Here is a 21,684-nt window from a genome sequence, read left to right as displayed (position 1 = left end):
AGACATTGATGACTGAAACGGAACAGCAGCCCGCCGAAATCAAGGACGAGCCGATGGACACGCGTTCGGGCGACCAGAGCTACAACGAATCGAGCATTCAGATTCTTGAAGGCCTCGAAGCCGTACGCAAGCGCCCCGGCATGTACATCGGCGACACCGCCGACGGTTCCGGGTTGCACCACCTGGTCTACGAAGTCGTCGACAATTCGATCGACGAAGCCCTGGCCGGTTACGCCACGAAGATCGAGGTCACGATCCACACCGACAACTCGATCTCCGTGGTCGACGACGGTCGCGGCATTCCCTCGGCAATCAAGTGGGACGACAAGCACGAACCCAAGCGAAGCGCCGCGGAAATCGCGCTGACCGAGTTGCACGCCGGCGGCAAGTTCGACAACAACGGCTACAAGATTTCGGGCGGCCTTCACGGCGTCGGCGTCTCGTGCGTGAACGCCCTGTCGACGTGGCTGCGCCTCGTGGTGCGCCGCGACGGCGAAGCGCGCCTCATCGAATTCGAACGCGGCAAGGTCAAAAACCGCATCGTCGAACGCGCCCGCGATCCGAATACGGGGCTCGAGGTTGAAATTTCGCCCATGAAGCTGCTCGGCCCGACGAGCCGTCGCGGCACCGAAGTGCACTTCCTGCCCGACTTGAAGATTTTCGAGCAGGTGACGCAGTTCAACTACGACACGCTGCTCTCGCGTCTGCGCGAGCTCTCGTTCCTCAATTCGGGCGTGGCGATCGACCTCAAGGATCTGCGCACGGCGCACGAATCGCACCTGCAGACCGACAAGGGGCTCGTCGCGTACGTCGAATTCAAGAATAAGAGCCGCACGGTTCTCCATCCGAAGATCTTCCACGCGCGCGAAACGGTGGACGTCAACGGCGTTCCGATCGAAGTCGAAATCGCCATGCAGTGGCAGGACGGCTACAACGAAGTGTTGTCCGCCTACACGAACAACATCCCGCAGCGCGACGGGGGCACGCACGTCACGGGCCTGCGCGCCGCGATGACGCGCGTCCTCAAGAACTACATCGCCCAGAACGAACTCGCCAAGAAAGCGAAGGTCGATCCGGAAGGCGACGACATGCGCGAAGGTCTGACGTGCGTGCTGTCCGTCAAGGTTCCGCAGCCGAAATTCAGCTCGCAGACCAAGGACAAGCTCGTCTCGAGCGAAGTTCGACCCGCGGTCGAAGACGTGGTCTCCCGCGAACTCGAGCTCTTCCTCGAGCAGAATCCGAACGACGCCAAGATGATCTGCGAGAAGATCGTCGCCGCCGCGCGCGCCCGCGAGGCCGCCCGCAAAGCGCGCGACATGACCCGCAAGACCTTCTCGGGCGGGGGCCTGCCCGGCAAGCTCGCCGACTGCCGTGAAAAGAATCCGGCCCTCTCCGAACTCTTCCTGGTGGAAGGGGACTCGGCCGGCGGCTCGGCCAAGAAGGGGCGCAACTCGCAGTACCAGGCGATTCTGCCCCTGCGAGGCAAAGTGCTCAACGTGGAGAAGGCCGCGCAGGACAAGCTCCTCGACTCCGAGCAGATCCGCATGCTGACGCTCGCGCTCGGCACCAACATCGGCAAGAACTTCGACATCTCCAAGCTGCGCTACCACCGCATCATCATCATGACCGACGCGGACGTCGACGGCGCGCACATCCGCACGCTCTTGCTGACGCTCTTTTACCGTCAGATGCCCGAGCTGATCGAGAACGGCTACGTCTACATCGCGCAGCCGCCTCTCTACAAGGTGCAGAAGAACGCGCGCGACAAGACGGGCGTCTTCCTCAAGGACGAGGAAGAAATGAGCAACTACCTGAAGCGCCTCGCTCTGCAGGACGCGGCCCTCTACCGTACGGGCGAGGACGTCAAGCAGGGGGCGGCCGTGCGCGGCACCGCGCTTGAGGCTCTGGTGGACGAATACCTCCAGGCAAGCGACGTCATCGCCCGTTTGGGCGGTGCCATCGACCGCGGCGTTCTGCTCGCCATTGCCGCCGGCGCGGACATCAACCTCGAAAACAGCTTCACCGCCGAGGAAAGCGCTCGCAACCTCACCGCTCAGCTGCGCGATCCGAACGTGAAGGTCGAGCCCTACTACGACGAAGAAAGCGAGAAGCACCAGCTGAAGATCCGTCGTCTGCGTCACGGCAACACCAAGACGACCACGGTCTTCCCGGAATTCACGCTCTCGGCCGACTACAAGAAGCTCTCCGAAAGCGCCCACATGCTCCAGGGCGTCATCGGCGACGGTGCGGTCGTCGAACGCGGCGACGCGCGCACCCCGGTGAAGAACTTCGCCGAGGCCGTCAACTGGCTCATCCGCCAGGCGGAAAAGGGCATCATCCGTCAGCGCTACAAAGGGCTCGGTGAAATGAACCCCGAACAGCTGCGCGACACGACGATGGATCCCAAGGTTCGACGCATGCTGCGCGTGCGCATCGAAGACGCCGCCAACGCGGACGCGGTGTTCTCCATGCTGATGGGGGACATCGTCGAGCCCCGCCGCGAGTTCATCGAAACCAACGCGCTCTTTGCAAGCAACATCGACGCCTGACGATCGAAGGGCGGCCCGTTCCGACGGGCCGCCCCGTTTCTCACTTCTCCCCTTTTCCGCCCGCATCATGAAGAAAATCAGCGACTCCGATCTCGTCGTCGCCATCTCGTCCCGAGCGCTCTTCAACCTGGAAGAGGAGCATCGGCTCTTCGAAGAGGGGGGATACGCGGCGTTTCGCGATCACCAGATCAAAAACAAAGACGTCCCGCTCGAACCGGGCGTCGCCTTCCCGTTCGTCAAGCGCCTCCTTGCGCTCAACAGCCTTTTCCCGGAGCAAACGCCCTTTCGCGTCGTCGCCCTTTCGCGCAACTCTCCGGAAACCGCCTGTCGCTTCTTTCACTCCTGCCGGCACTACGATCTGCCGATTCATGCCGGAGCCTTCACGTCGGGGCAGTCCACCTTCCCCTACCTGCGGGCCTTCAAAATTTCGCTTTTCCTCTCGGCCAATCCCGATAGCGTGAAGCTCGCCGTGCGCGCCGGTTACCCGGGCGGCCTGGTGCTCCCCGCACACGTTCCCGAAGAGGACGACGACCCGACGCTTCGGATCGCCTTCGACTTCGACGGCGTGATTGCGGACGACGAATCCGAACGACGCTACCAGTCGGAAGGGCTCTCGGGCTTTCACCAATTGGAGAATGAAAAAGCCCAGACGCCCCACGGGCCGGGGCCGTTGCGCGGACTCTTCGAGAAGCTTTCCAACTTCCAGCGGCTCGACTACGAGCTGCACGGTCAGAACGACCCGTACTACAAGCCCGCCATCCGCATCTCCATCGTGACCTCGCGCGGCGCCTCCTGCGAAGAGCGCCTCATCACGACGCTCAAAAGTTTCGGCATGAGCGCGGCGGAGCTCTTTTTGCTCGACGGCCTCGACAAGACCCCCATTCTCGAAGCCATCCGCCCGCATCTCTTTTTCGACGATCAACTTCGGAATCTCGAGCAGGCTCAGTCCCTCATCCCGAGCGTGCTCATTCCCTTCGGCGTGCACAACGCCTGAGAGCTCCCATGGACGCATCCCGCGAACTCTTTCAGCCCGTACGCATCGGAGGACACCTCCTGCGCAACCGTCTGGTCATCGCTCCGGTGGCCACGGGCTTCGACGCCCAGGAAGAGGGCGAAGCGCTGTGCGACTTTTACGAAAAGCGCACGGCCGACCGCGGTGCGGGCACCGTCATCGTCGACGGCATCTCGCCGCACTTCACGGGGAAACGCGCAAGCGCCGACCATCTGCTCACGCACGCACACGCCGCGGCCCTGCGCACGCTCACCGACCGACTGCACGCGGCCGACACGAAAGCCATTCTGCAGCTGAGGCACTTCGGCGCGACGGCCGACCATCCGCTCGCCCTTTCGGCGTCCAGGCTCTACAACCCGCAAACGCTCCGAACCGCACACCGCACCCCCGCCCTGCTCCTCGGCTCCGTCGTGAAGAGTTACGGACGAACGGCCTATCGGGCGGTGCACGAAGGCGGATTCGACGGCGTGGAGATTTTCGGCGGGCAGCTGAGTCTTCCGAACCTCTTTTTCTCGCCGCAAACCAACCGACGCCACGATGCGTGGGGCGGCTCGCACAGGAGCCGCCTGGCGCTGGAGATCGTCGAGTGCGTGCGCAGCTACCTCGGGCCCACGCCCGTTCTGAGCTATCGCATGCCCCTCATGGATCTGACGCCGGAGGGTGCGCTCTGGCACGAGCTCGTCACGCTCCTTCATGCGTTGGTCGGAGCCGGGGTCAATCATCTCGCCTTCGACTTCGGCGTGGGCGCCGCTTCCGTCCCCGTCGACGGCCCCATGACGCCCGCCAATACCTGGACGCCCTTCATGGAGCGCATTGCCGACGAAATGAAGATCCCCGTGTCGTTCGGGAAAAATCTCGGCACGCACGAGGACATCGCCGCACTTCTGGAGCGTCACCCCAACGCGCTCGTCGAGCTCGTCGAGCCGCTGATTGCGGACCCCGACTGGAGTCGCAAGATCGCCAATCAATCGCCCGAAGACATCATGCACTGCGTGCGCTGCCCTTCGGGCTGCCGCACGCGCGGCAGCGACGGTCCGGGGACGGGCCCCGTCTTCTGCCCGGTGAATCCGATCGACTTTTCGCCGCACAAATCGGGCAAAAGCGCCCCCAAGGACAGCCAACCCGTTTTGGTGGTGGGCTCGGGCCCCGCGGGCCTCATGTGTGCGTGGGCCGCGGCCCGACGGGGTTTCCGCGTGACGCTCTGCGAAGCCCGACCGACATTGGGCGGCGGCCTGCTCGTTGCCAGTTCCATCGACGGGCTCGAAAGCCTCGGACGACTGGCGCGACTCTACGAAACGCGCGTTCGCAACGCGGGCGTCGACGTACGTCTCTCGACGACGGTCGATGCCGCCTGGATTCGGGAAAACGCCCCCGAACACCGCGTGATCGTGGCCACGGGCATGCGCGCGGCCGTTCCCGATCTGCCCGGGCTCGACAGCCCGAACGTGCTTACCTACGAAGATCTGCTCGTCGAGCGGCAGCCCGTCGGTCGACGCGTGGCCGTGGTCGGAGACACGCCCCTCGGGCGTTTGATCGCCCAGTACCTCATCACCCCCACGGACGATCGCGAACGCACGCCCGAGGAATGGCTCTGCGCCTGGGGTATCGGCGACCCGAGCCGGTACCGCGGCGGCATGCTCGGCTTCATTCCTCACCTGCCCGAGCCCTTCCGTACGGTCTATCTGCTCGGCGAACGCTCGATCGGCGAACAACGCTCGCTCGAACCCGAACGCTTCAGCCGCACGACGCTCCAATGGCTCAAAATGAACGGCATCCAAACCGTTGCCGACATCAACATCGAAGCGATCGATCCGTTGCAGATTCGCGCCACGTACGGCAAAGAGCACGTTTCGCCCGATTTTTTCCGCGTGGACCACATCATTCTTGCTGCGGGGTTCGAACCCCGCCGGGAACTCTGCGAAGAGCTCGATCGGGAAGGCATCCCCTACGTCGAAGCGGGCAGCATCGCCTCGCCCCGCGAGGCGCTGAACCTGGCCTGGGCTTTCCAGCAGGGACTGGAGCTCGCCTTCGCACTCTGAGAAAGTCGCTCCGGACGCTCGAAATTCCACATTAACCCCGAAAAATACAACTCATTGTTATCAATGGAAAATCTACCGTTTTTCACAGAAGAAACCCACAGGTTACCAACAGGTTTTCCATAGGACGAATTCGGGGAGGTGCGACACCTTCGAGGCGGATTTTCGGAGGACGCCGTCGGCGGGTTCGCTCCTCGAATCGAACCCGCGACTTCCCGGAAGCGTTTCGGTAGCCCTTCCTTCTTCCTCCGGAGACGCTCGTTCCCTTCGATGCGTTTCAAACAACTCTTCCACTTATTCTTTCTTATTTTTCTTCTTAATTTTTTAAATAGTAGTTAGTAGAATATAGGGAAGCCGATTTTTGTGGATAACTGGCCTCTTCCTCGGAAAACCAAGGGTTTCCACGAGGGATAACCCTGTGGACAACCCGTTGAACAGCCTGTGGAGAGCAAAGGACAAGATGTGGAGAAAACAAAGGCATTTTTCGGCCGGCGCGTCCTTATCCACAAAATCGCGGAGATCATAAAAAGTTGCTCAACATAGTTGCCCACAGAAAGAGCAACAAAAATGTTGTTTTTCTCATGAATCAAGCGCCGACTATCCTTCCCTGGTTTTCTCCGCGTCTCTCTCCTTCGCTCACGGCCGTCTTGCAGGGGCTCGGTCATGCCGTGCGCGTTCCGCGCGGCGAGTTCGTGTATCGCTCTCCCGAACTGTTCGGTCGCCTCATGTACGTCCGACGCGGACTCGTCGTCAAGGCGCTCCTCGAACCCAATCACGACGATCCGATCCTCATGACCCTCTCGGGGACCGGAGGACTGTGCGGCTCGTACGAGAACCTCTACGTGCGCGACCACATGTCGCGGGCGCATTGGTGCGTGACGACGAGCGAGCTGCTCGTCGTCAATGCGGAGCTCCTTTTGAGGATCTGCGACCAGCACGCGGAGTGGCAGGTGGAGCTTTCCAACTACTCCTCGGCGAGCGCCCTGAGCGACCGCCTGGGGCTGATCGTCAATCACGTGTTGAGCCCCAGAGAGCGACTCGGCGTCTTTTGGATCCTTTGCGCGCAGCAGTTCGACAAAGAGTTCGTTCACAAACTGGCGACGCCGGGCATCGAATGGGTCGTGAGCCCGGTCGTGCCGCCGCGGCGCGTCGCCGCCTTCATCACCAACATGGAAAGCACCCGCGTCGGGGAGATCCTCCGGGAGTGGCGCGACGGGCATACACTCAGGTATCGTTCCCGCAAGATCTACGTGCGTCGCTCGGTCTTCTTCGAATACTGGAAGGCGTTGTTGCCGCACGTCATGCCCGCCGCGCGTTGAGGGGCCGCGCCCCGGCGGCGGGAAAACGATGTTCGGACGGCCCGCTCCGGGAAGCGCTTCGCGAAATTCGGGTAACGTATCCGCTTCAGGTCAAAGTTTCCTCCGGACGTGCGTGCGGAGGAGTTCATTCAATTTACGAAAGCGGGTTCGGCGCCGCTCGTACGGTCGTCGTCCGCCTTTCGCCCGTCTCTCGACGGGATTGCTCGAGGAATTTGATTCATGAAGAGGAACCTTCTTCTTCTCGGGAGCGTTGCGGCGCTCGCCGCACCTCTTCTCGGCGGGTGCGTTTTGTTTCCGGCCGCCATGGTGGGCGGTGCCGTCACGACGGCGACCATCATGACGGACCGCCGTACGGCGGGGACCATCGTCAGCGACGAAGTGGTCGAGAAGCGCGTCTCCTACGAAATCAGCCAAACGCTCGGCGACAATCGCGGTCACATCACGGTGACGAGTTACGAAGGGCGCGTGCTGCTGACGGGCGAAGTGCCCACGATGGACGATCGTCGCCGCGCGCAGCAGATTGCGAGCCTCAGCCAGGACGTCGTCTCCGTCATCAACGAACTCGCCGTCATGGACAATTCGTCCGTGACCACCCGTCTCTCCGACTCGATGCTCGCCACGAAGGTGCGTACGGCCATCATCGGCACGAAGCAGATTTCGCTCAATCAGATGAAGGTGGCGGTCGATCGCGGCATCGTCTACCTGATGGGCGTCGTCTCGCCCGACGAAGCGAAAACGGCCGCTCGGGTCGCGGCCGAGGTCTCCGGCGTGCAGAAGGTGGTGACTTGCTTTACGGTCGTCACGCCCGAAGAGATCGCGCGTCGCCTGAAGGACCTTCAGACGACCGATCCGTACGCGAAAAAGACCGAATAAGGCGCCGAGAACGAAAGCGCGAAAGCGGCATGAAAAAACGGTCCGTCGGAAACGACGGACCGTTTGTCACTGCTTGGGGTCTTACGGGGCTCTGTGAGGCTCCCTGGGCGTTTTAGAGAGCGTTGTAGGATCCTCCCCGGTCTCAGGGGGCGGACACCGTCAGGTGCATCAGAAGCGCCTGAGCGAGCGCTCCGAGCATGAAGAGCACCGAAAATTTGATCTCGAGCTTCACGCAGCTGAACATGACGGCGTTCAGGGCCTCGTGCTTGAGCGTGCGGAGTTTTTCCGGCAACCGCATGCAGTCGACGAAACTCAGCATCACGAGGAAGTACGGCCAGTACGACATGTCGATCACCACCATAAGGGCGACGAGCAGGTAAGGCGCGACGATGAGCACCTCGAAGACCTTCACGAAGACCTCTTCGGGGAGGACGACGGCGAGGGTTTTTCGGCCGATGCTGCGGTCGTGTTCGTGATCGCGGTAGTTGTTGACCGCAAGTACCGAAGCCGCGATCGAGCCGAGCGCGATGCCGAGCAGGACCATGTTGAGACTCCAGGCGTGGGTCTGGAGGTAGTAGGTCCCGAAGACCGCCGTGATGCCGAAGAAAAGGAGCACGGTCAGCTCGCCGAAGGGCGTGTAGGCGATGGGCTTCGGGCCGCCCATGTAGCAGTAGGCCGCAATGAGGGAGGACGCTCCCACCAGAGCGAAGGGCCACCCGCCGAACGCGATGAGTACGCCCGTATTGAGAAGGGCCAGCACGCCCGTCACTACGATCGCGCGCCGGGCCGTGCTGCGGGAAATCCATCCCCGCGTCGTCGCGCGCGGCAGTCCCTTGCGATTCCCCACTTCGGCTTTGCGTTCCGTGTAGCCGAGGTCGTTTTCCATGTTCGTGACGATTTGCATCAGCACGGCGATGGAGAGCGTGAAAAAGGCCACGACGGGGTCGAAGACGTGACGTTCGCTGTAGGCGAGCGCAAGCGTGGCGAGCACGGGCGCGACCGCCACCCCCCAGGTTTTGGGGCGAACGAAGGCGAGCCAGGCCCGCAGGAGCCCCGGATAGTCCTCGGGGAGGCGATGGTCTTGAGACATCAGAGCACGACCTTGAACACGGGGTTCGACGTGCAGGCGCGGTACATGTTGTCGAGCTGTTCGCGGGACTTGGCGTTGACGGTAATCGTCACGGACATGTACTTGCGGGTGCGCGAGTAGTCGATCTCGATCGTCGACTCGTCGAAGTCGTCGAAATGTTCGCGGGCGATGTCGGTGACGATCGTCTGGAAGTATTCCGTCGTGAGACCCACGAGCTTGATCGGGAAGAGCTGGGGGAACTGGAGGATCTCGTCGTTCGTTTGGGGCGTCGCAGAGGTCATTTGTATGTTCGAAAGGTAGGTATTGCACCCAATGTGCGGGATTTGAGGGGCCGTATTGTATTACCAGATGATTACCTGGCGTCGGCTCGTTTCAGGGCAAGCCTCAGTTCGTCGGCGATGCGCGTCAGAACGCCGCCTCGACCGACGGACGTTTTCGCAACGAGCGGAACCGTGCCGAGGGGTCGTCCCCGAAGCGTGACGATCAGCTCGCCCAACTCCGCGCCCTCGCGCACGGGCGCCGTGATCGGATCGGGGCGACGGATTTCGGTGCGAATCGGGGGTTCGCTCGAGTCGTCCGCCGCGGGAAGTTCTTCGCGCGGAACGCTCACGAAAAGTTCCCGGGCGGCCGCCACCTCGACCTCGCGTTCGTCGCCCTTGTAGACGCGCACGCGGCTGACGGTGTCGCCTTTGTGCACGATTCTCAGCGTTTCGTAATCGCGGTACCCCCGCGCGATGGCGCCGAGCGCGCGGCGCGCGGCGTCGATCCCCGTCGGGGCGCTTCCCCAACCGACGATCCGTCGCATCGAACCGTCGCTTCGGGGGTTGGCAAAAAGAAGGAGCGAGCCGACCGTGTCGTTCGTCGACGGAGCGGTCCACGCGAGAAGGAGCGCCTGATCGAGGAGATAGAGCCTGCTGCGCGTGCGGTCCTGAAGACCTTCCGACGTGACGATGGGTTGAAGGAGCAGCTCCCGGGCGGCGTCGGGCCGGGTTTTGAGAACGGCGTCCATCAGAAGGCCCGCTTCTTCGAGCGTGCCCGCAAAGGGTTGCGCGAGTCCCGCGGCCGCGAGCCACTCGGCGCGCGCGCTTTGCCACGCGTCTTTCGAGAGGCCGAGCCGCTCGAGCACCGCGGCAAGTCGGGCCTCTTTTCGGGAGGGTTCGGCGTCGCGGTACGCAATGAGGAGCGTTTCAAGCGTCTCGCTCGGCGCGTTCGTCTTCTTCGAGGCCGTTTTGGTTTTTCGGGCCTTCGGCGGCGTTTCCGGTTCGGTTTGCGCAAGGGGCTCCTTCAAGTTCGTTCCGCGGGCTTCGGCCGCGGCGAGTACGGTGCCCGCATCGGCAAGCGACTCAAGAAGCGCCTTGACTTCGACCGACTCGTGGCTTTCGACGAGTTCCCGACGGCTGTCGCGGTCGTATGCGGCTTCGCCCGCCGAAACGACGGCGCCGTGAATCATCAAAAAGCAAACGAGCAGAAGGTGCGGAAGAAAGCGTGGCGAAGGCATCGGACGGACGTGGCGGGAGCGCGGGGGCGAAATCGGACCGCGCACGGGCATTTTCCTCAGAGCGAGGAGAGAATCCTATATTCTATGAGGTCTTTGCTTAGTTAATGGATTATCCCTCCCTTCTCCTCATGCAGTCTTCGGAATTTCTTTCGCCCGAACTCCTTGCCGAACTCGTGCAGGGGCGCGTCGACGTCGTGGAGTGCGTGACGGAAACGGGGTCGACGAACGACGACCTGAAGAGCGCCGTCCAAAGCGGACGGCATGCCGGGCGGTGCGTGCTTCGCACGGCCGAGCGGCAGAACGCGGGTCGGGGAACGCGGGGGCGCACCTGGGCGAACGCCAACGAAGCGCTGCTTTTTTCCGTGTCCATGCCGTGGACGGCCTCCGAGCGCATCGGCGGCTTGATTTCGCTCGCCGCGGGCGAAGGCGTGGCGCGTGCCGCGCATGCGCTGCGCATCGCCGCGGCGCTCAAATGGCCCAACGACATCTGGGCCGCGGAAGGCAAGGCGGGCGGCATTTTGTGCGAATTCGTCCGTTCGCCCGACGGCGTCCCGCACCTCGTGGTGGGGATCGGTCTCAACCTTCGGGTGAAGGCCGCGGGCCGCACGACGCACGGTTGGCGCATCACGTCGCTTGTCGACGCGGGAGCCCGCATCGACGGTACGGAAGACCGCACGTCGCTTCTCGCTTCCGTCGTGGCGGGCGTCGTCGACCAATTGCGCCGCCTCGCGCGCGAGGGCGGAAAAGTCGTCGTCGACGACTGGCCACTTTGCGACGCGTTCGGCGACCGGACGGTCGCTTGGGTCGAAGCCGACGGCGCACGGGTCGAGATCGGACGCATCCGCGGCATCGACGAGGCGGGCTTTTTGCTCGTCGAGGGACGCTCGGGTCGCACGACGCTCGGCGGCGGTGCGGCTCTTTGCAATCCGTTGGAGTTCGGTTATGACAACGCTGCTCATTGATCTCGGAAACACCGCGCTCAAGTGGTGTACGCTCGACGATCCCCAACCCCGCACGGTCGTGCATCGCGACCGCACGGACTTCAAGGAAGCGCTCTATGCCGAGTGGCTCGCCCTGCGTCCGGAACGCGTGGTCGGATCCGCCGTGGCCGCTCCGAATTTGGCGTTTTCGATGACCAAATTCTTCAACGATCACGGTTGGGTTTGGGAGTGGCTGCGCCCGCAGGCGGTTTTTCGCAACGAAACGCTCACGCTCGTCAACTGCTACGACAACCCGATGCGACTCGGCGCCGATCGCTGGAATGCGGCGATCGGGGCGGTGAGCGCCTCTCCGGGTCGCACGCTTCTCGTCGTTCACATGGGAACGGCCACGACGGTCGACACCATCGTGCGCGAGTCCGAAGGGAGCTACCGGTTCGAGGGCGGGCGCATCGCGCCCGGACCGACGCTGATGCTCAAGGGCCTCACGGACGGGATCCCGACGCTTTCGAACGAAATGGGCGTCTGGCAGCCCTTCCCCACAGCCACGCGCGATGCGATCGCGACGGGGATCATCGACGCGCAGGTGGGGCTCGTGTTGCGGGCGCTCGACGAGGCGGCCCGCAAAGATCCGAACCCCTTGTTGCTCCTTGCGGGCGGTGCGGCGGGCTTCGTCGCGCCGCACCTCAAGGGAGCGATTCCCGAGCTGCGCGTTCATCACAATCTGGTACTTCAGGGGCTGGCTGCGCGTGCCGTCGCATCCGGGACCGAAACTGCGACATGAGCAAATCGACCAACCTTTTCATCGGACTTCTGGCGGTCTCCGCCGCCGCTTCGTGCGCCTGGCTCTACGCGCAGGGCGAAACCGTCGTGACGAGCACCGTGCCCGCGGAGAGTTCGGCCGAAGCCGGACAGTTCGCGTACCGTCAGCCGGTGGTGGTCGCTCACGAGCGACGCGCCGAGGTGCCTCTTGAGAGTGCGGAAACGGAAAAGCCCGCGGACGTGCCGACGGGCAAACTCGGGGCGAACATTCCCGACCGGCCGGCCTTCGCCGCGCCGGAGGTTCCCGTCGACGAGTCGACGTGTCTTGCGGTCGGGCCGGTACCGCAGGCCGAACTCCCCGCGGTTCGCCGCGCTCTGGAAAGCGCCGGGTTGCTTAACCGCGTCTGGGTCGAGGAAATCGGCGACGACGAGCGTTTCCGCGTTGCGGCGGGGCCCTTCAAGACCGCGAAGCAGGCGGCCAAGGTCGCGAAACTTCTGAAGACGGAAGCTATCGACCCCTCGCGAACCGAGCGGGCCGAGGGGTACTTCCTCGAACTTCATCTCTTCGAAGGCGAGCGCTACGCCGCCGACTGGGCCAAAGCGGTCGGCACGAAGCTTCGCCTCTCGAACCTGCGCGTGGAGCGGGTGGTGCTCGCCCGGTCGCCGGGCCTGAGGCTCACTTTCCGAAATCTCTCTTCGGACGAAAATCAACGGGTCCGTCGGTTCGCGCGCGAGATCGGCAAGGCGGGCGCAACCGCCTGCACGCCCGATTGACGGACTGACGGACGCACGGCGACTCGGGCCCGGGGCCCGAGTCGATTCCGAATCGCTCCCGAGTCGGTTGAGAATCAAGCCTGCTTCAGAGCGGCGTCCAAAAGCGCGGGCAAAACGGCGACGAGCCGCTCCTTGCGGGCGAGCCGCTCGGCGGTGACGTCGGCGGGCACGGCGCGTTTCGGGCTCCCCCAGGGCGAGTCTGGATAGTACGCGTCGTCGCGCCAGCGGGCCGTCAGGTGCCAGTGCAGGTGCGGCACCATGTTGCCGAACTGCGCCCAGTTGAGCTTGTCGGCCCGCAGGGTTTCCTTCATCGCGCGCTCGAGGCACATCAGAAGCGCCCACAGAACGCGACGTTCATCCTCGGTGAGGTCCGACATGTCGGCGACGTGCCGTTCGCTCACGACGCGCAGGTACGCCGGAAAGCTTTCCGACGACGCGTCGATCACGTAAAAACCGCCCCCGCGCCAGATTTCGTTCGGATGGGGATTCGCGCACAGTTCGCAGCAGCTCATACAGTCTCCTTCGGGCTCAGTCGACGAGGTGCACGACGCCGTCGTCGCCCTCGATGATGTCGTAGTCCCACTTCTTGTTGCCTTTCATGTCTTCAAGCCAGGCGGCGACGGGCAGATCGAGCTCTTCGAGCATGGCGTTGATGTAGCGTTCGGCTTCGAAGGGCGTGGCGAAATTGTCGATTTCGCCGTCCGCCCATTGCACGATGACCTGGGTGACGCAGTCGCGACGCATGTTATCGGCCTCCTTGAGGAATCGACGCGACGACGCGGGCGATGACCTCGGTCAGCTTGGTGACGTAGTCGAGCGACAGGGATTCGTTCGGCGCGTGGGCGTTTTCCCGAGCGCCGAGCACCCCCGTATTGAGGAAGGGTGAGGTCGGGAAGGTTTCCGCAAAGTCCTTGAGCGTGCCGATCGAGGCGCCCTCGAAAAGCGTCATCGTTTCGCGGCCGAAGACGATGCGGCTCGCTTCGTTGAGGCTCTTGCGAAGCCACGGGTCGAGCTTCGGCGCGTCGAACCCGTCCTCGTAGCGCACGTCCGAAATCGTGACGCGGGCTCCCGAGGGAACGTCGGTCGTGAGCGTGCGGCGGATCGCTTCGAAGGCGCGCGCCGTGTCGACGCGCGGGGGAATGCGGAAGGAGAGTACGAGCGCGGTCGAAGGACGAATGAGGGCGCTCGCCTCTTCGGGCTTCGGAAGGCCCGAGGCGGCGAGGAAGCTGAGGTTCGGCTCCCAGGACGTGCGCAGAATCGCTTCCTTCGGATCCGTCGCGCGCGGTTGCGTCCCGCCCGCATAGTCGTATTCGCCGAGAACGGAGTCGCCGAGGAGCTCGGCGAGCCGTTCGACGGCTGCTTCGTGGTCTTTCGGATATTCGGGCCAGCATTCGGGCACGAGCACGCGCCCCGTGGCGGGGTCCGAGAGGCGGTCGAGCAGTTGGCGCATCACGTCGAAGGAGCTCGGCACGAGCCCGCCCGCAACGCCCGAATGCACGGGCGTGTCGAGGACGTCCACCTTCAATTCGAAGCTCACCACCCCGCGCAGCGACTGCGTGAGCCAGACGCGTTCGTAGTCCCGAACGCCGAGGTCGAGAATGCCGAGGAACGCGGGTTCGCCCATCGCGGGCGCCGCGTCCTGCAGGTATTCGGCAAGGCCCGCCGAGCCGCTTTCTTCGTTGGTTTCGTAGAGACCGACCACGCGGGGACGGGCGATGCCCGCCCGATCGAGCGCCGCGACGGCCGTCAGGGCCGCGTAGTAGCTGTAGCCGTCGTCCGAGGTGCCGCGCCCGTAGAGGCGCCCGTTGCGAACCACGGGCTCCCAGGGGCCGAGCCCCTCCGCCCAGCCTTCGGTTTCGGGCTGCTTGTCGAAGTGCCCGTAAAAGAACGCGGGGCGCCCCGTATGGCCGCCCTCCGCGGGCAGGTCGAAAACGAGCACCGGGGTGAGGCCCGGACGGTAGAGGATTTCGAAACGCCCCTTCGGGAAGCGCTGTCGCCCCCAGCGGGCGGCGTCTTCGACGGCTAGGACGAGCCAGCCGTTCTTTTCCCAATCGGGGTCGAAGACGCGGTTTTTGGCCGGAAGGCGCACGAAGGCCTTCAGCGCTTCGAGCGTTTCGCCTTGCCAGGAGGCTTCGATGATCTCGGAAATTCGATCCATATGACAGATTCCTCGGACTCAGTGTTGAATGGCGAAAGCACCGACGCCGAGCATGCTTTTCACGGTTTGCGCTTCGCGGCTCGCACGTTCGTGCGAGAAGTTCCGGCCGACGATCACGCGGTAGAGGCTGCCGTCGCGCACGATGCGCACCACGGTACTGTAGCCCCGGGAGGAGAGAACGGCTTCGGTGTGGGCGCCGAATTTTTCCGCGTTGTCGAGCGCCGCAAAGGAGCCGACCTGAACGCCCCAGCCCGAAGCGGGGGCGGTCACGGGATAGGCGCTCGAGCCCGTGTCGGGCGTCGTCGGGGTCGAGGCGCCCGCCGACGAGGTCTGCGTGTAGGAGCGCCAGGCGCCCGAAGCGATTTCGGCGTTCGTGAGACGCACCACTTCCACGCGGGCCGTCCCCTTGTTGACGTAGCCGAGCTCGTTGGCCGCGGCGTACGAGAGGTCGATGATGCGGTTGTGCAGGAAGGGCCCGCGGTCGTTGACGCGAACGATCACGGATTTGCCGTTGTCGAGATTGGTGACGCGCGCGTAGGAGGGAAGCGGCATCGTCGTGTGGGCGGCCGTCATGGCGTACATGTCGTACGTTTCGCCGATCGACGTTTTGTTCCCGTGGAATTGCTTCCCGTACCAGGAGCCGATCCCCGTCTGCTTCATGGAGACGTCGCTCGTCACGGGCGTGTAGCGCTTGCCCATGACGGTGTAGGGACGCAGCGACGCTTTGTAGAAGGACTCGACCTTCGGCGTGGCGCCCGCGCTCGAGGTCGACACGGCAATCGTCGGAGGACCGTCGTTCTGGTAGTACTTGCCGGAATTGTCCACGGACCCGCAACCCGCGAGCATGAGAGCGGCGGCGATCGCCGCGAATTGAGTCAGAAAATGCATGGTGCCTTTCCCAGGAAGGTAAGGTGTCAATCGCGGGATTCCGCGGAAATCGAAAGCAGAATGCCCGAAGACATTCCCAAAATCAAAAGCGCCGTCCCCCCGTAACTCATGAAGGGCAGCGGAACGCCCACGACGGGGAGAATGCCGCTCACCATACCCATGTTGACGAAGGTGTACGTAAAGAACATCGTACCGATGGCGCCCGCGAGGAGGCGCGAGAAACGCGTCGGGGCGTTGGCGGCGATGTAGAAACTCCGGCCGATGAGGATCGTGTAGAGCCCGAGAAGAAGCACGTTGCCCACGAACCCGAACTCCTCGCCGTACACGGCGAAGAGAAAGTCGCTCGTTCGCTCCGGAATGAAGTCGAGGTGGGCCTGCGTGCCCTGCATCCAGCCCTTCCCCGAAAAGCCCCCCGAACCGATGGCAATCAGCGCCTGCAGCGTGTGAAAGCCCTTCCCGAGCGGGTCGGTCGTCGGGTCGATGAGGGTGAGAATGCGCTCGCGCTGATAGTCGTGCAGCAGGGTCCAGATGACGGGAAGCGACCCGAGGAGCGCAATGAGGCCCGCGAGAATGATCTTGTAGTTGAGGCCCGCGAAGAAAATCACCGCAAAGCCCGCGATCGCGACGAGGATCGAGGTGCCGAGATCGGGCTGCTTCAAAATGAACGCGATCGGCACGACCGCGATGGCCGCGGCGACGAGGTGGTCCCACCAGGCGACGGATTCGCCGCGGCGGTAGTAGTACCAGGCGAGCATCATCGGAAGCGCGAGCTTCATGATCTCGGAGGGTTGAATGCGCACGCCGACGTTGAGCCAGCGGGTGGCCCCTTTGACGGTGATGCCCGCGACGTGCGTGAGCGCGAGCAGTACGACGCCGAGCACGAAAAGCGGCAGAGCCGCTTTTTGGAACCACTTCTCGGGAATGCTCGCCACGACGAACATCATGACGCCCGCCACGACGATGTTGCGGACCTGGTCTTCGATACGCCACGGGAAGCTGTAGCCCGCAGAAAAGAGCGCGATGAAGCCCACCGTGGTGATCGTGACCACGATGGCGAGAAGCATCAGGTCGACGCGCAGAAAGCGCGACAGAAGCCAACGGCCGCAGAGAGCACTTCGGTGTGAGAGAACGTCAAACATGTCGGGTCTCCGTCATCGGCGTCGGTCGGAGGGCTTCTTGGTCTCGGCGATCAGGGCGTGGCCCGAAGGCGGCGGAAGTCCGAGGGAATTTTTCCCCGTCAGCCAGTAGTCGATCACCTCGCGGGCGACGGGAGCCGCCGCCTTCGCACCGAAGCCGCCGTTTTCGACCAGCACCGCCAGTGCGATTTTGGGGTTCTTCGCGGGCGCGAACGCGATGAAGAGCGCGTGGTCGTGGTGGCGCCGCGCGAGCTTCTTTTCGTCGTACTTGTCTTCCTGGGCGATCGTCACCACCTGGGCGGTGCCGGTTTTGCCCGCCACGCTGTAGGGCGCACCCTGGAACACGGAGCGGGCCGTCCCCGTTTTCGTCACGTCGGTCATGCCGGCGACGACCACGTCGAGATTGGCGCGCTTGAGCGGGATGGTTTCCACGGGCTCGCGGGCGACGTAGGTTTTCTCGCCCGTCATCGGGTCGATCGTGGCGTTCACGAGATGCGGGCGCATGACGACGCCGCCGTTGGCGAGCGTCGCCGTGGCGTGCGCGAGCTGCAGGAGCGTGAAGGCGTTGTACCCCTGACCGACCCCGATCGAGGGCGTGTCGCCCACGTACCAGGGTTCCTTGAAGCGCTGTTCCTTCCACTGACGGCTCGGCAGAATGCCCGTCTGTTCGCCCACCAGGTCGATGCCGGTTTTCTGACCGAACCCCCAGGGCTTCATGAATTCGTAAATGCGGTCGACGCCGAGCTGCGTGGCGAGCCAGTAGTAGTAGACGTCGGACGAAACCGCAATCGACTTGCGGATGGAGAGCGGCCCCTTGGGCGCGCCCGTCATGTCGCGGAAGCGGTGCTTGCCGATCGAGAAGACGCCTGTGTCGTTGAGAACGTAGTCGATCGTCGTGGCGCCCGACTCGAGACCGGCGAGCGCCATGAAGGGCTTGTACGTGGAGCCGATCGGGTAAATCCCGCGCATGGCGCGGTTCAGGAGGGGCTTTTCTTCCGACTGCGTGAGTTCCGACCAGGAGTCGGGGTCGATCCCGCCCGGGAAGAGGTTCGGGTCGTAGGTCGGCAGCGACGCGAAAGCGAGAATGGCGCCCGTCTTCGGTTCGATGGCGATGACGGCCCCCGTCTTACCCTTCATGGCCGCTTCGGTGACGCGCTGAAGGTTCAGGTCGACGGTGAGTTCGAGGTTGTGACCGGGGAGAGCCGCCTCCAGGTCGAGCGTGCGCACCGCGTGGCCGCCCGCCGTGATTTCCAGGCTTTCGTGACCCGGACGACCGTGCAGGAGCGCCTCGTAGCTGCGCTCGAGGCCGACCTTGCCGATGTTGCGCGCGCCTTCGTAGAGGGGGAGCGACCCTTCCGAGTCGAGACGCTTCTGGTCCGAGGCCGAAATCGAGCCGATGTAGCCGATGAAGTGGCTCCCGGTGGCGCCGTTCGGATAGACGCGGTACTCGCGCTGATTGATTTCGACGCCGGGGAAGCGCCAACGCTGACCGATGAAGGTCGCCACCTCTTCGTCGGTAAGTTCGGCGCGAATCGGAATCGAATCGTAGCGGTTGAGGTCTTCGCGCAGTCGACGGAAACGCCGACGGTCCGCGGGCGTGATCGAAATCACTTTCGCGAGTTCGTCGATCGTGGCGTTGACGTTTTTGACCTTGTCGGGCGTGATTTCGAGCGAATAGGCGAGCACGTTCCCGGCGACGAGCGTTCGGTTGCGGTCGAAAATGAGGCCGCGGGAGCCCTGCGTCGTAATGGAAACGGTGCGGTTGCGCTCGGCGCGCTCCACGTACGCGCTCTGATTGATGATCTGCAACCAGGCAAAGCGCGCGACGAGCACCGAGAAGGCCGTCAGGATGAGACCGAAGGCGACGAGCAGGCGACGACGAAAGGGCTTGACGTCCTTCTCTTCGGGTTTGAAGTCGAGGCTCATGGTCGAACCCTCAGAGGTCGTCCGCGGCGCTGCGACGTTGCGGCGTCGACATCAGCCACGACCAGAGGGGCCAGAGGAGCGCCCCCGTGAAGCTCTGAAGGAACCACGAGAAGCCCGGCCAGAGTCCGTCGAACCACAGACGAACGAGCATGACGAGCACCTGCGCGACGAGCAGAATCGGCAGCACGTGCAGCGCCTGCCCGAAAAGCCCGAACCACGGGAGACGGCGATGGAGCGAGTACGCGATGAAGGCGAGCGTCACGTAGGCGAGCGGCTGCTGACCGAGCACGCTCCCGTTGTGCACGTCCATGAGAATGCCGCACACGAACGCCACCGTCATGCCGACGCTGCGGGGCTGATGCACCGTCCAGTAAACTAGGGTGATCGCAAAGAAGTCGGGCAGCCAGAACCACTGCGCGGTCGTGCCGAGGATGTTGAGAACGTATGAGAAAAGGAACGTTCCGAAAATCCAGAAGGGCGACGCCGGTCGGGCGATGTGGCCGTGTTCGTTCGGCGGCAGGGGAGTGAACGGCGTCATCGGGGAGCTCTGCGGCGAATGGTGGTTTCTTCGGGTTTCTCGAGGGCGGCCGTCGGATTCGGGTCGACGAGGATGACGGTCGCGAAGCGCAGATCCGAGAGATCCACCGACGGAGTGGCGCTCACGCGCTTGTAGGTTTCACCGGGCTGATAGGCGGTGTCGCGTACGGTCCCGACCGTGATGTTGGGCGGGAAGAGCCGGTCGAGCCCGGTCGTGACGAGTCGGTCGCCGGACTTGACGTCGGCGCCCGGAGCGACGAAGAGCACGTCGAGAAGCTCCTCGCCCGTGCCGGAAGCGATGTAGCGCTCGCCGGTGCGTTCGTTCATGACGGAAATCTGCTGATTGTGGTCCGTGACGAGCGTGATTTCGGAGAGATGCGCGACGACGCGGGAGACCTGGCCGAGCGCCCCCATGGCGCCGATGACGGGCATGCCGACCTGAATCCCGGCGCTCTCGCCGAGATTGATCTGGATGCGGCGCGTGAAGCTGTCGGCGACGCGACCGAGCACCTCGCCCGTGACGACGCGGCTCCCGGAGCGGGGAACGGCCTCGACGAGGGCGCGCAGGCGCGTGTTTTCGAGCTCAAGCTCCTCGTAACGGGCGGCCTTGAGCTGCAGGAGCTGATTCTCTTCGGAGAGTCGGTCGTTTTCCGCCTTCAGGGTCTTTTTGCTGACGAAGTAGCCCGCTCCCTGACCGAGCATCTGCCCGGGCAGGGCGATCAGCTCGGTGAGCGGAGCGGTGAAGCTCACGACGGTGCTCCGGAAGCTGTCGAGCGCCCGAAGCCGACCGTCGACGAGGATCATGACGAGAGCGGCGAGAACAAAAAGGATGAATCGGACCCGGGCGGGTACGCCCTGACGAAAGAGAGGAGGGGGACCGTATTCCATCATGACGGGGACGTCAGCCCGCGGCGAACGCCGTGTAAAGCTTGTCCATGTTTTCGAGCGCGATGCCGCAACCCTTCACGACGCAGTTGAGCGGTTCTTCGGCGACGTGAACGGGCAGGCCCGTCTCTTCCTTCAGAAGCTGATCGAGGTCGCGCAGGAGCGCGCCGCCCCCGGTGAGCATGAGGCCGTGCTCGGCGATGTCCGCACCGAGTTCGGGCGGGGTCTTTTCGAGCGCGTTCTTGACGGCGACGACGATCTGGTTGAGCGGTTCGGAGAGCGCTTCGAGGATTTCGTTCGAGTGCACGGTGAAGGTGCGGGGAACGCCCTCGGAGATGTTGCGGCCCTTCACCTCGATTTCCATGACTTCGGAGCCCGGGAAGGCCGAACCGATTTCCTTCTTGATGAGTTCGGCCGTCGGTTCGCCGATCAGCATGCCGAAGTTGCGGCGGATGTAGTTGATGATCGCCTGGTCGAACTTGTCGCCGCCCACGCGAATCGAGCCGGAATAGACCATGCCGCCGAGCGAAATCAGACCGACCTCGGTCGTGCCGCCCCCGATGTCGACGACGAGCGAGCCGGCGGCTTCGCTCACGGGCAGGCCCGCACCGATCGCCGCGGCCATCGGTTCTTCGATGAGGAACACTTCGGAGGCGCCCGCCGCGAGCGCGCTTTCCTTGATCGCGCGGCGTTCGACCTGCGTCGAGCCGCAGGGCACGCAGATGATGATGCGGGGGCTCGGCGCGAAGAGTCGCGAGGGATGCGCCATGCGGATGAACTGCTTGAGCATCTGCTCGGTCACGGTGAAGTCGGCGATGACGCCGTCCTTCATCGGACGGATGGCCTGAATGTTGCCCGGAACGCGCCCGAGCATCTGCTTGGCCTGCTTGCCCACGGCGTGAATGGTGGTCTTCCCGTTGGAACCCCCTTCCTGTCGAATGGCGACCACGCTCGGCTCGTTGAGGACGATGCCCTTGCCTCGCATGTAGATGAGCGTGTTGGCGGTGCCGAGGTCGATGGCCAGGTCGTTCGAGAAGTAATTGCGGAAAAAGCCAAACATGGTTGTCCTGGTAGGGTGGGAAGAGCGTCGGCGCAATGGCTGCGGAGGGGTGCGGAGCCGCGTATTCATCGGTGTTTCAGGCCGAGAGAGGCACCGCAGGAATAACCTATCAATGATAAACTAGTTGAACGTCCGTCGTAGCTTCTCGCTCCCCCTTCCGACCCGAATTCGTTGTGTTTGAGTGTTACCGGGGTGCCATCGGCACCGGGGAGACGGATTCCCGAAACCATCATTTTTTTGCGA

Annotated in this window: 20 protein-coding genes; 8 read left to right on the top strand and 12 right to left on the bottom strand. The window is 63.7% G+C overall.

All coding sequences use genetic code 11. The features are described from left to right. The first annotated feature begins 8 nt into the window (after nucleotides 1–8). The 5 genes from S6FBBBH3_RS01030 (at nucleotide 9) to S6FBBBH3_RS01010 (ending at nucleotide 7,789) form a co-directional block, all read left to right on the top strand. A complete protein-coding gene (locus tag S6FBBBH3_RS01030) occupies nucleotides 9–2,549 on the top strand; it encodes a DNA gyrase subunit B (protein WP_120175966.1) in 2,541 nt (846 codons plus the stop codon). A 67-nt stretch (nucleotides 2,550–2,616) separates the two neighbouring features. Further along, nucleotides 2,617–3,543, top strand: a complete 927-nt coding sequence (locus S6FBBBH3_RS01025) for a 5'-nucleotidase (RefSeq protein ID WP_120175965.1) — start codon at nucleotides 2,617–2,619, stop codon at nucleotides 3,541–3,543. A gap of 8 nt (nucleotides 3,544–3,551) precedes the next feature. Beyond that, complete coding sequence (locus S6FBBBH3_RS01020; protein ID WP_120175964.1) at nucleotides 3,552–5,600, top strand: FAD-dependent oxidoreductase; 2,049 nt, start codon at nucleotides 3,552–3,554, stop codon at nucleotides 5,598–5,600. A gap of 578 nt (nucleotides 5,601–6,178) precedes the next feature. Then, entirely contained in the window at nucleotides 6,179–6,916 is a 738-nt protein-coding gene (locus tag S6FBBBH3_RS01015; protein ID WP_120175963.1) for a Crp/Fnr family transcriptional regulator, read from the top strand. Between the two features lie 219 nt (nucleotides 6,917–7,135). Beyond that, nucleotides 7,136–7,789 (top strand): BON domain-containing protein, encoded by a 654-nt coding sequence (locus S6FBBBH3_RS01010; RefSeq protein ID WP_120175962.1) that lies wholly within the window; start codon nucleotides 7,136–7,138, stop codon nucleotides 7,787–7,789. A gap of 142 nt (nucleotides 7,790–7,931) precedes the next feature. Here the strand turns inward: S6FBBBH3_RS01010 and menA are convergent, their stop codons facing one another. The 3 genes from menA to S6FBBBH3_RS00995 form a co-directional block, all read right to left on the bottom strand. Continuing rightward, nucleotides 7,932–8,879: a 1,4-dihydroxy-2-naphthoate octaprenyltransferase gene (menA, locus tag S6FBBBH3_RS01005; protein WP_120175961.1), complete on the bottom strand. Its 948-nt coding sequence runs from the start codon at nucleotides 8,877–8,879 to the stop codon at nucleotides 7,932–7,934. Continuing rightward, entirely contained in the window at nucleotides 8,879–9,160 is a 282-nt protein-coding gene (locus S6FBBBH3_RS01000; protein ID WP_120175960.1) for a YbeD family protein, read from the bottom strand. The genes menA and S6FBBBH3_RS01000 overlap by 1 nt, the downstream gene beginning before the upstream one ends. A gap of 71 nt (nucleotides 9,161–9,231) precedes the next feature. Then, a complete protein-coding gene (locus S6FBBBH3_RS00995) occupies nucleotides 9,232–10,422 on the bottom strand; it encodes a hypothetical protein (RefSeq protein WP_170143792.1) in 1,191 nt (396 codons plus the stop codon). A 59-nt stretch (nucleotides 10,423–10,481) separates the two neighbouring features. Here S6FBBBH3_RS00995 and S6FBBBH3_RS00990 point away from each other — a divergent pair, with 59 nt between their 5' ends. Genes S6FBBBH3_RS00990 through S6FBBBH3_RS00980 form a run of 3 tightly spaced genes read left to right on the top strand, consistent with a single transcriptional unit; the run spans nucleotide 10,482 to nucleotide 12,851 of the window. Continuing rightward, on the top strand, nucleotides 10,482–11,339 hold the full coding sequence (locus S6FBBBH3_RS00990) for a biotin--[acetyl-CoA-carboxylase] ligase (protein ID WP_120175958.1): 858 nt from the start codon (nucleotides 10,482–10,484) through the stop codon (nucleotides 11,337–11,339). Continuing rightward, complete coding sequence (locus S6FBBBH3_RS00985; protein WP_120175957.1) at nucleotides 11,320–12,099, top strand: type III pantothenate kinase; 780 nt, start codon at nucleotides 11,320–11,322, stop codon at nucleotides 12,097–12,099. The genes S6FBBBH3_RS00990 and S6FBBBH3_RS00985 overlap by 20 nt, the downstream gene beginning before the upstream one ends. Continuing rightward, nucleotides 12,096–12,851, top strand: a complete 756-nt coding sequence (locus tag S6FBBBH3_RS00980; RefSeq protein WP_120175956.1) for an SPOR domain-containing protein — start codon at nucleotides 12,096–12,098, stop codon at nucleotides 12,849–12,851. Before S6FBBBH3_RS00985 ends, S6FBBBH3_RS00980 begins: the two co-directional genes overlap by 4 nt. Before the next feature lie 74 nt (nucleotides 12,852–12,925). Here the strand turns inward: S6FBBBH3_RS00980 and S6FBBBH3_RS00975 are convergent, their stop codons facing one another. The 9 genes from S6FBBBH3_RS00975 to S6FBBBH3_RS00935 are packed head-to-tail and all read right to left on the bottom strand — an operon-like array spanning nucleotide 12,926 to nucleotide 21,441. Continuing rightward, complete coding sequence (locus S6FBBBH3_RS00975) at nucleotides 12,926–13,363, bottom strand: HIT family protein (protein WP_120175955.1); 438 nt, start codon at nucleotides 13,361–13,363, stop codon at nucleotides 12,926–12,928. Nucleotides 13,364–13,379: 16 nt separating this feature from the next. Then, nucleotides 13,380–13,595, bottom strand: a complete 216-nt coding sequence (locus tag S6FBBBH3_RS00970) for a hypothetical protein (protein WP_120175954.1) — start codon at nucleotides 13,593–13,595, stop codon at nucleotides 13,380–13,382. 1 nt (nucleotide 13,596) lies between these two features. Beyond that, nucleotides 13,597–15,009, bottom strand: coding sequence for a M20/M25/M40 family metallo-hydrolase (locus S6FBBBH3_RS00965; RefSeq protein WP_120175953.1), 1,413 nt, complete (start codon nucleotides 15,007–15,009; stop codon nucleotides 13,597–13,599). Between the two features lie 18 nt (nucleotides 15,010–15,027). Then, nucleotides 15,028–15,897 carry a septal ring lytic transglycosylase RlpA family protein gene (locus S6FBBBH3_RS11310; RefSeq protein WP_120175952.1) on the bottom strand — a complete coding sequence of 290 codons (870 nt, stop codon included), beginning with the start codon at nucleotides 15,895–15,897 and terminating at the stop codon, nucleotides 15,028–15,030. A gap of 26 nt (nucleotides 15,898–15,923) precedes the next feature. Beyond that, nucleotides 15,924–17,036 carry a rod shape-determining protein RodA gene (rodA, locus tag S6FBBBH3_RS00955; protein WP_120175951.1) on the bottom strand — a complete coding sequence of 371 codons (1,113 nt, stop codon included), beginning with the start codon at nucleotides 17,034–17,036 and terminating at the stop codon, nucleotides 15,924–15,926. Between the two features lie 12 nt (nucleotides 17,037–17,048). Continuing rightward, entirely contained in the window at nucleotides 17,049–18,959 is a 1,911-nt protein-coding gene (gene mrdA, locus S6FBBBH3_RS00950; protein ID WP_120175950.1) for a penicillin-binding protein 2, read from the bottom strand. Nucleotides 18,960–18,969: 10 nt separating this feature from the next. Beyond that, on the bottom strand, nucleotides 18,970–19,497 hold the full coding sequence (gene mreD, locus S6FBBBH3_RS00945) for a rod shape-determining protein MreD (RefSeq protein WP_120175949.1): 528 nt from the start codon (nucleotides 19,495–19,497) through the stop codon (nucleotides 18,970–18,972). Next, nucleotides 19,494–20,384 carry a rod shape-determining protein MreC gene (mreC, locus tag S6FBBBH3_RS00940; protein WP_120177771.1) on the bottom strand — a complete coding sequence of 297 codons (891 nt, stop codon included), beginning with the start codon at nucleotides 20,382–20,384 and terminating at the stop codon, nucleotides 19,494–19,496. The genes mreD and mreC overlap by 4 nt, the downstream gene beginning before the upstream one ends. 13 nt (nucleotides 20,385–20,397) lie before the next feature. Next, nucleotides 20,398–21,441, bottom strand: a complete 1,044-nt coding sequence (locus tag S6FBBBH3_RS00935; protein WP_120175948.1) for a rod shape-determining protein — start codon at nucleotides 21,439–21,441, stop codon at nucleotides 20,398–20,400. Nucleotides 21,442–21,684: the final 243 nt, after the last annotated feature.

This window comes from Sutterella megalosphaeroides, assembly GCF_003609995.1.
GTDB lineage: Bacteria > Pseudomonadota > Gammaproteobacteria > Burkholderiales > Burkholderiaceae_F > Sutterella > Sutterella megalosphaeroides.
The sequence above is the reverse complement of the archived record's forward strand: the minus strand, read 5'-3'. Positions and strand labels throughout refer to the sequence as shown.

Bases quoted from the DNA above. Each gene is read 5' to 3' on its own strand.
- S6FBBBH3_RS01030 (WP_120175966.1), top strand. From the start codon at position 9: ATGACTGAAACGGAACAGCAGCCCGCCGAAATCAAGGACGAGCCGATG.
- S6FBBBH3_RS01025 (WP_120175965.1), top strand. From the start codon at position 2,617: ATGAAGAAAATCAGCGACTCCGATCTCGTCGTCGCCATCTCGTCCCGA.
- S6FBBBH3_RS01020 (WP_120175964.1), top strand. From the start codon at position 3,552: ATGGACGCATCCCGCGAACTCTTTCAGCCCGTACGCATCGGAGGACAC.
- S6FBBBH3_RS01015 (WP_120175963.1), top strand. From the start codon at position 6,179: ATGAATCAAGCGCCGACTATCCTTCCCTGGTTTTCTCCGCGTCTCTCT.
- S6FBBBH3_RS01010 (WP_120175962.1), top strand. From the start codon at position 7,136: ATGAAGAGGAACCTTCTTCTTCTCGGGAGCGTTGCGGCGCTCGCCGCA.
- menA (WP_120175961.1), bottom strand. From the start codon at position 8,879: ATGTCTCAAGACCATCGCCTCCCCGAGGACTATCCGGGGCTCCTGCGG.
- S6FBBBH3_RS01000 (WP_120175960.1), bottom strand. From the start codon at position 9,160: ATGACCTCTGCGACGCCCCAAACGAACGACGAGATCCTCCAGTTCCCC.
- S6FBBBH3_RS00990 (WP_120175958.1), top strand. From the start codon at position 10,482: ATGGATTATCCCTCCCTTCTCCTCATGCAGTCTTCGGAATTTCTTTCG.
- S6FBBBH3_RS00985 (WP_120175957.1), top strand. From the start codon at position 11,320: ATGACAACGCTGCTCATTGATCTCGGAAACACCGCGCTCAAGTGGTGT.
- S6FBBBH3_RS00980 (WP_120175956.1), top strand. From the start codon at position 12,096: ATGAGCAAATCGACCAACCTTTTCATCGGACTTCTGGCGGTCTCCGCC.
- S6FBBBH3_RS00975 (WP_120175955.1), bottom strand. From the start codon at position 13,363: ATGAGCTGCTGCGAACTGTGCGCGAATCCCCATCCGAACGAAATCTGG.
- S6FBBBH3_RS00970 (WP_120175954.1), bottom strand. From the start codon at position 13,595: ATGCGTCGCGACTGCGTCACCCAGGTCATCGTGCAATGGGCGGACGGC.
- S6FBBBH3_RS00965 (WP_120175953.1), bottom strand. From the start codon at position 15,009: ATGGATCGAATTTCCGAGATCATCGAAGCCTCCTGGCAAGGCGAAACG.
- S6FBBBH3_RS11310 (WP_120175952.1), bottom strand. From the start codon at position 15,897: ATGCATTTTCTGACTCAATTCGCGGCGATCGCCGCCGCTCTCATGCTC.
- rodA (WP_120175951.1), bottom strand. From the start codon at position 17,036: ATGTTTGACGTTCTCTCACACCGAAGTGCTCTCTGCGGCCGTTGGCTT.
- mrdA (WP_120175950.1), bottom strand. From the start codon at position 18,959: ATGAGCCTCGACTTCAAACCCGAAGAGAAGGACGTCAAGCCCTTTCGT.
- mreD (WP_120175949.1), bottom strand. From the start codon at position 19,497: ATGACGCCGTTCACTCCCCTGCCGCCGAACGAACACGGCCACATCGCC.
- mreC (WP_120177771.1), bottom strand. From the start codon at position 20,384: ATGGAATACGGTCCCCCTCCTCTCTTTCGTCAGGGCGTACCCGCCCGG.
- S6FBBBH3_RS00935 (WP_120175948.1), bottom strand. From the start codon at position 21,441: ATGTTTGGCTTTTTCCGCAATTACTTCTCGAACGACCTGGCCATCGAC.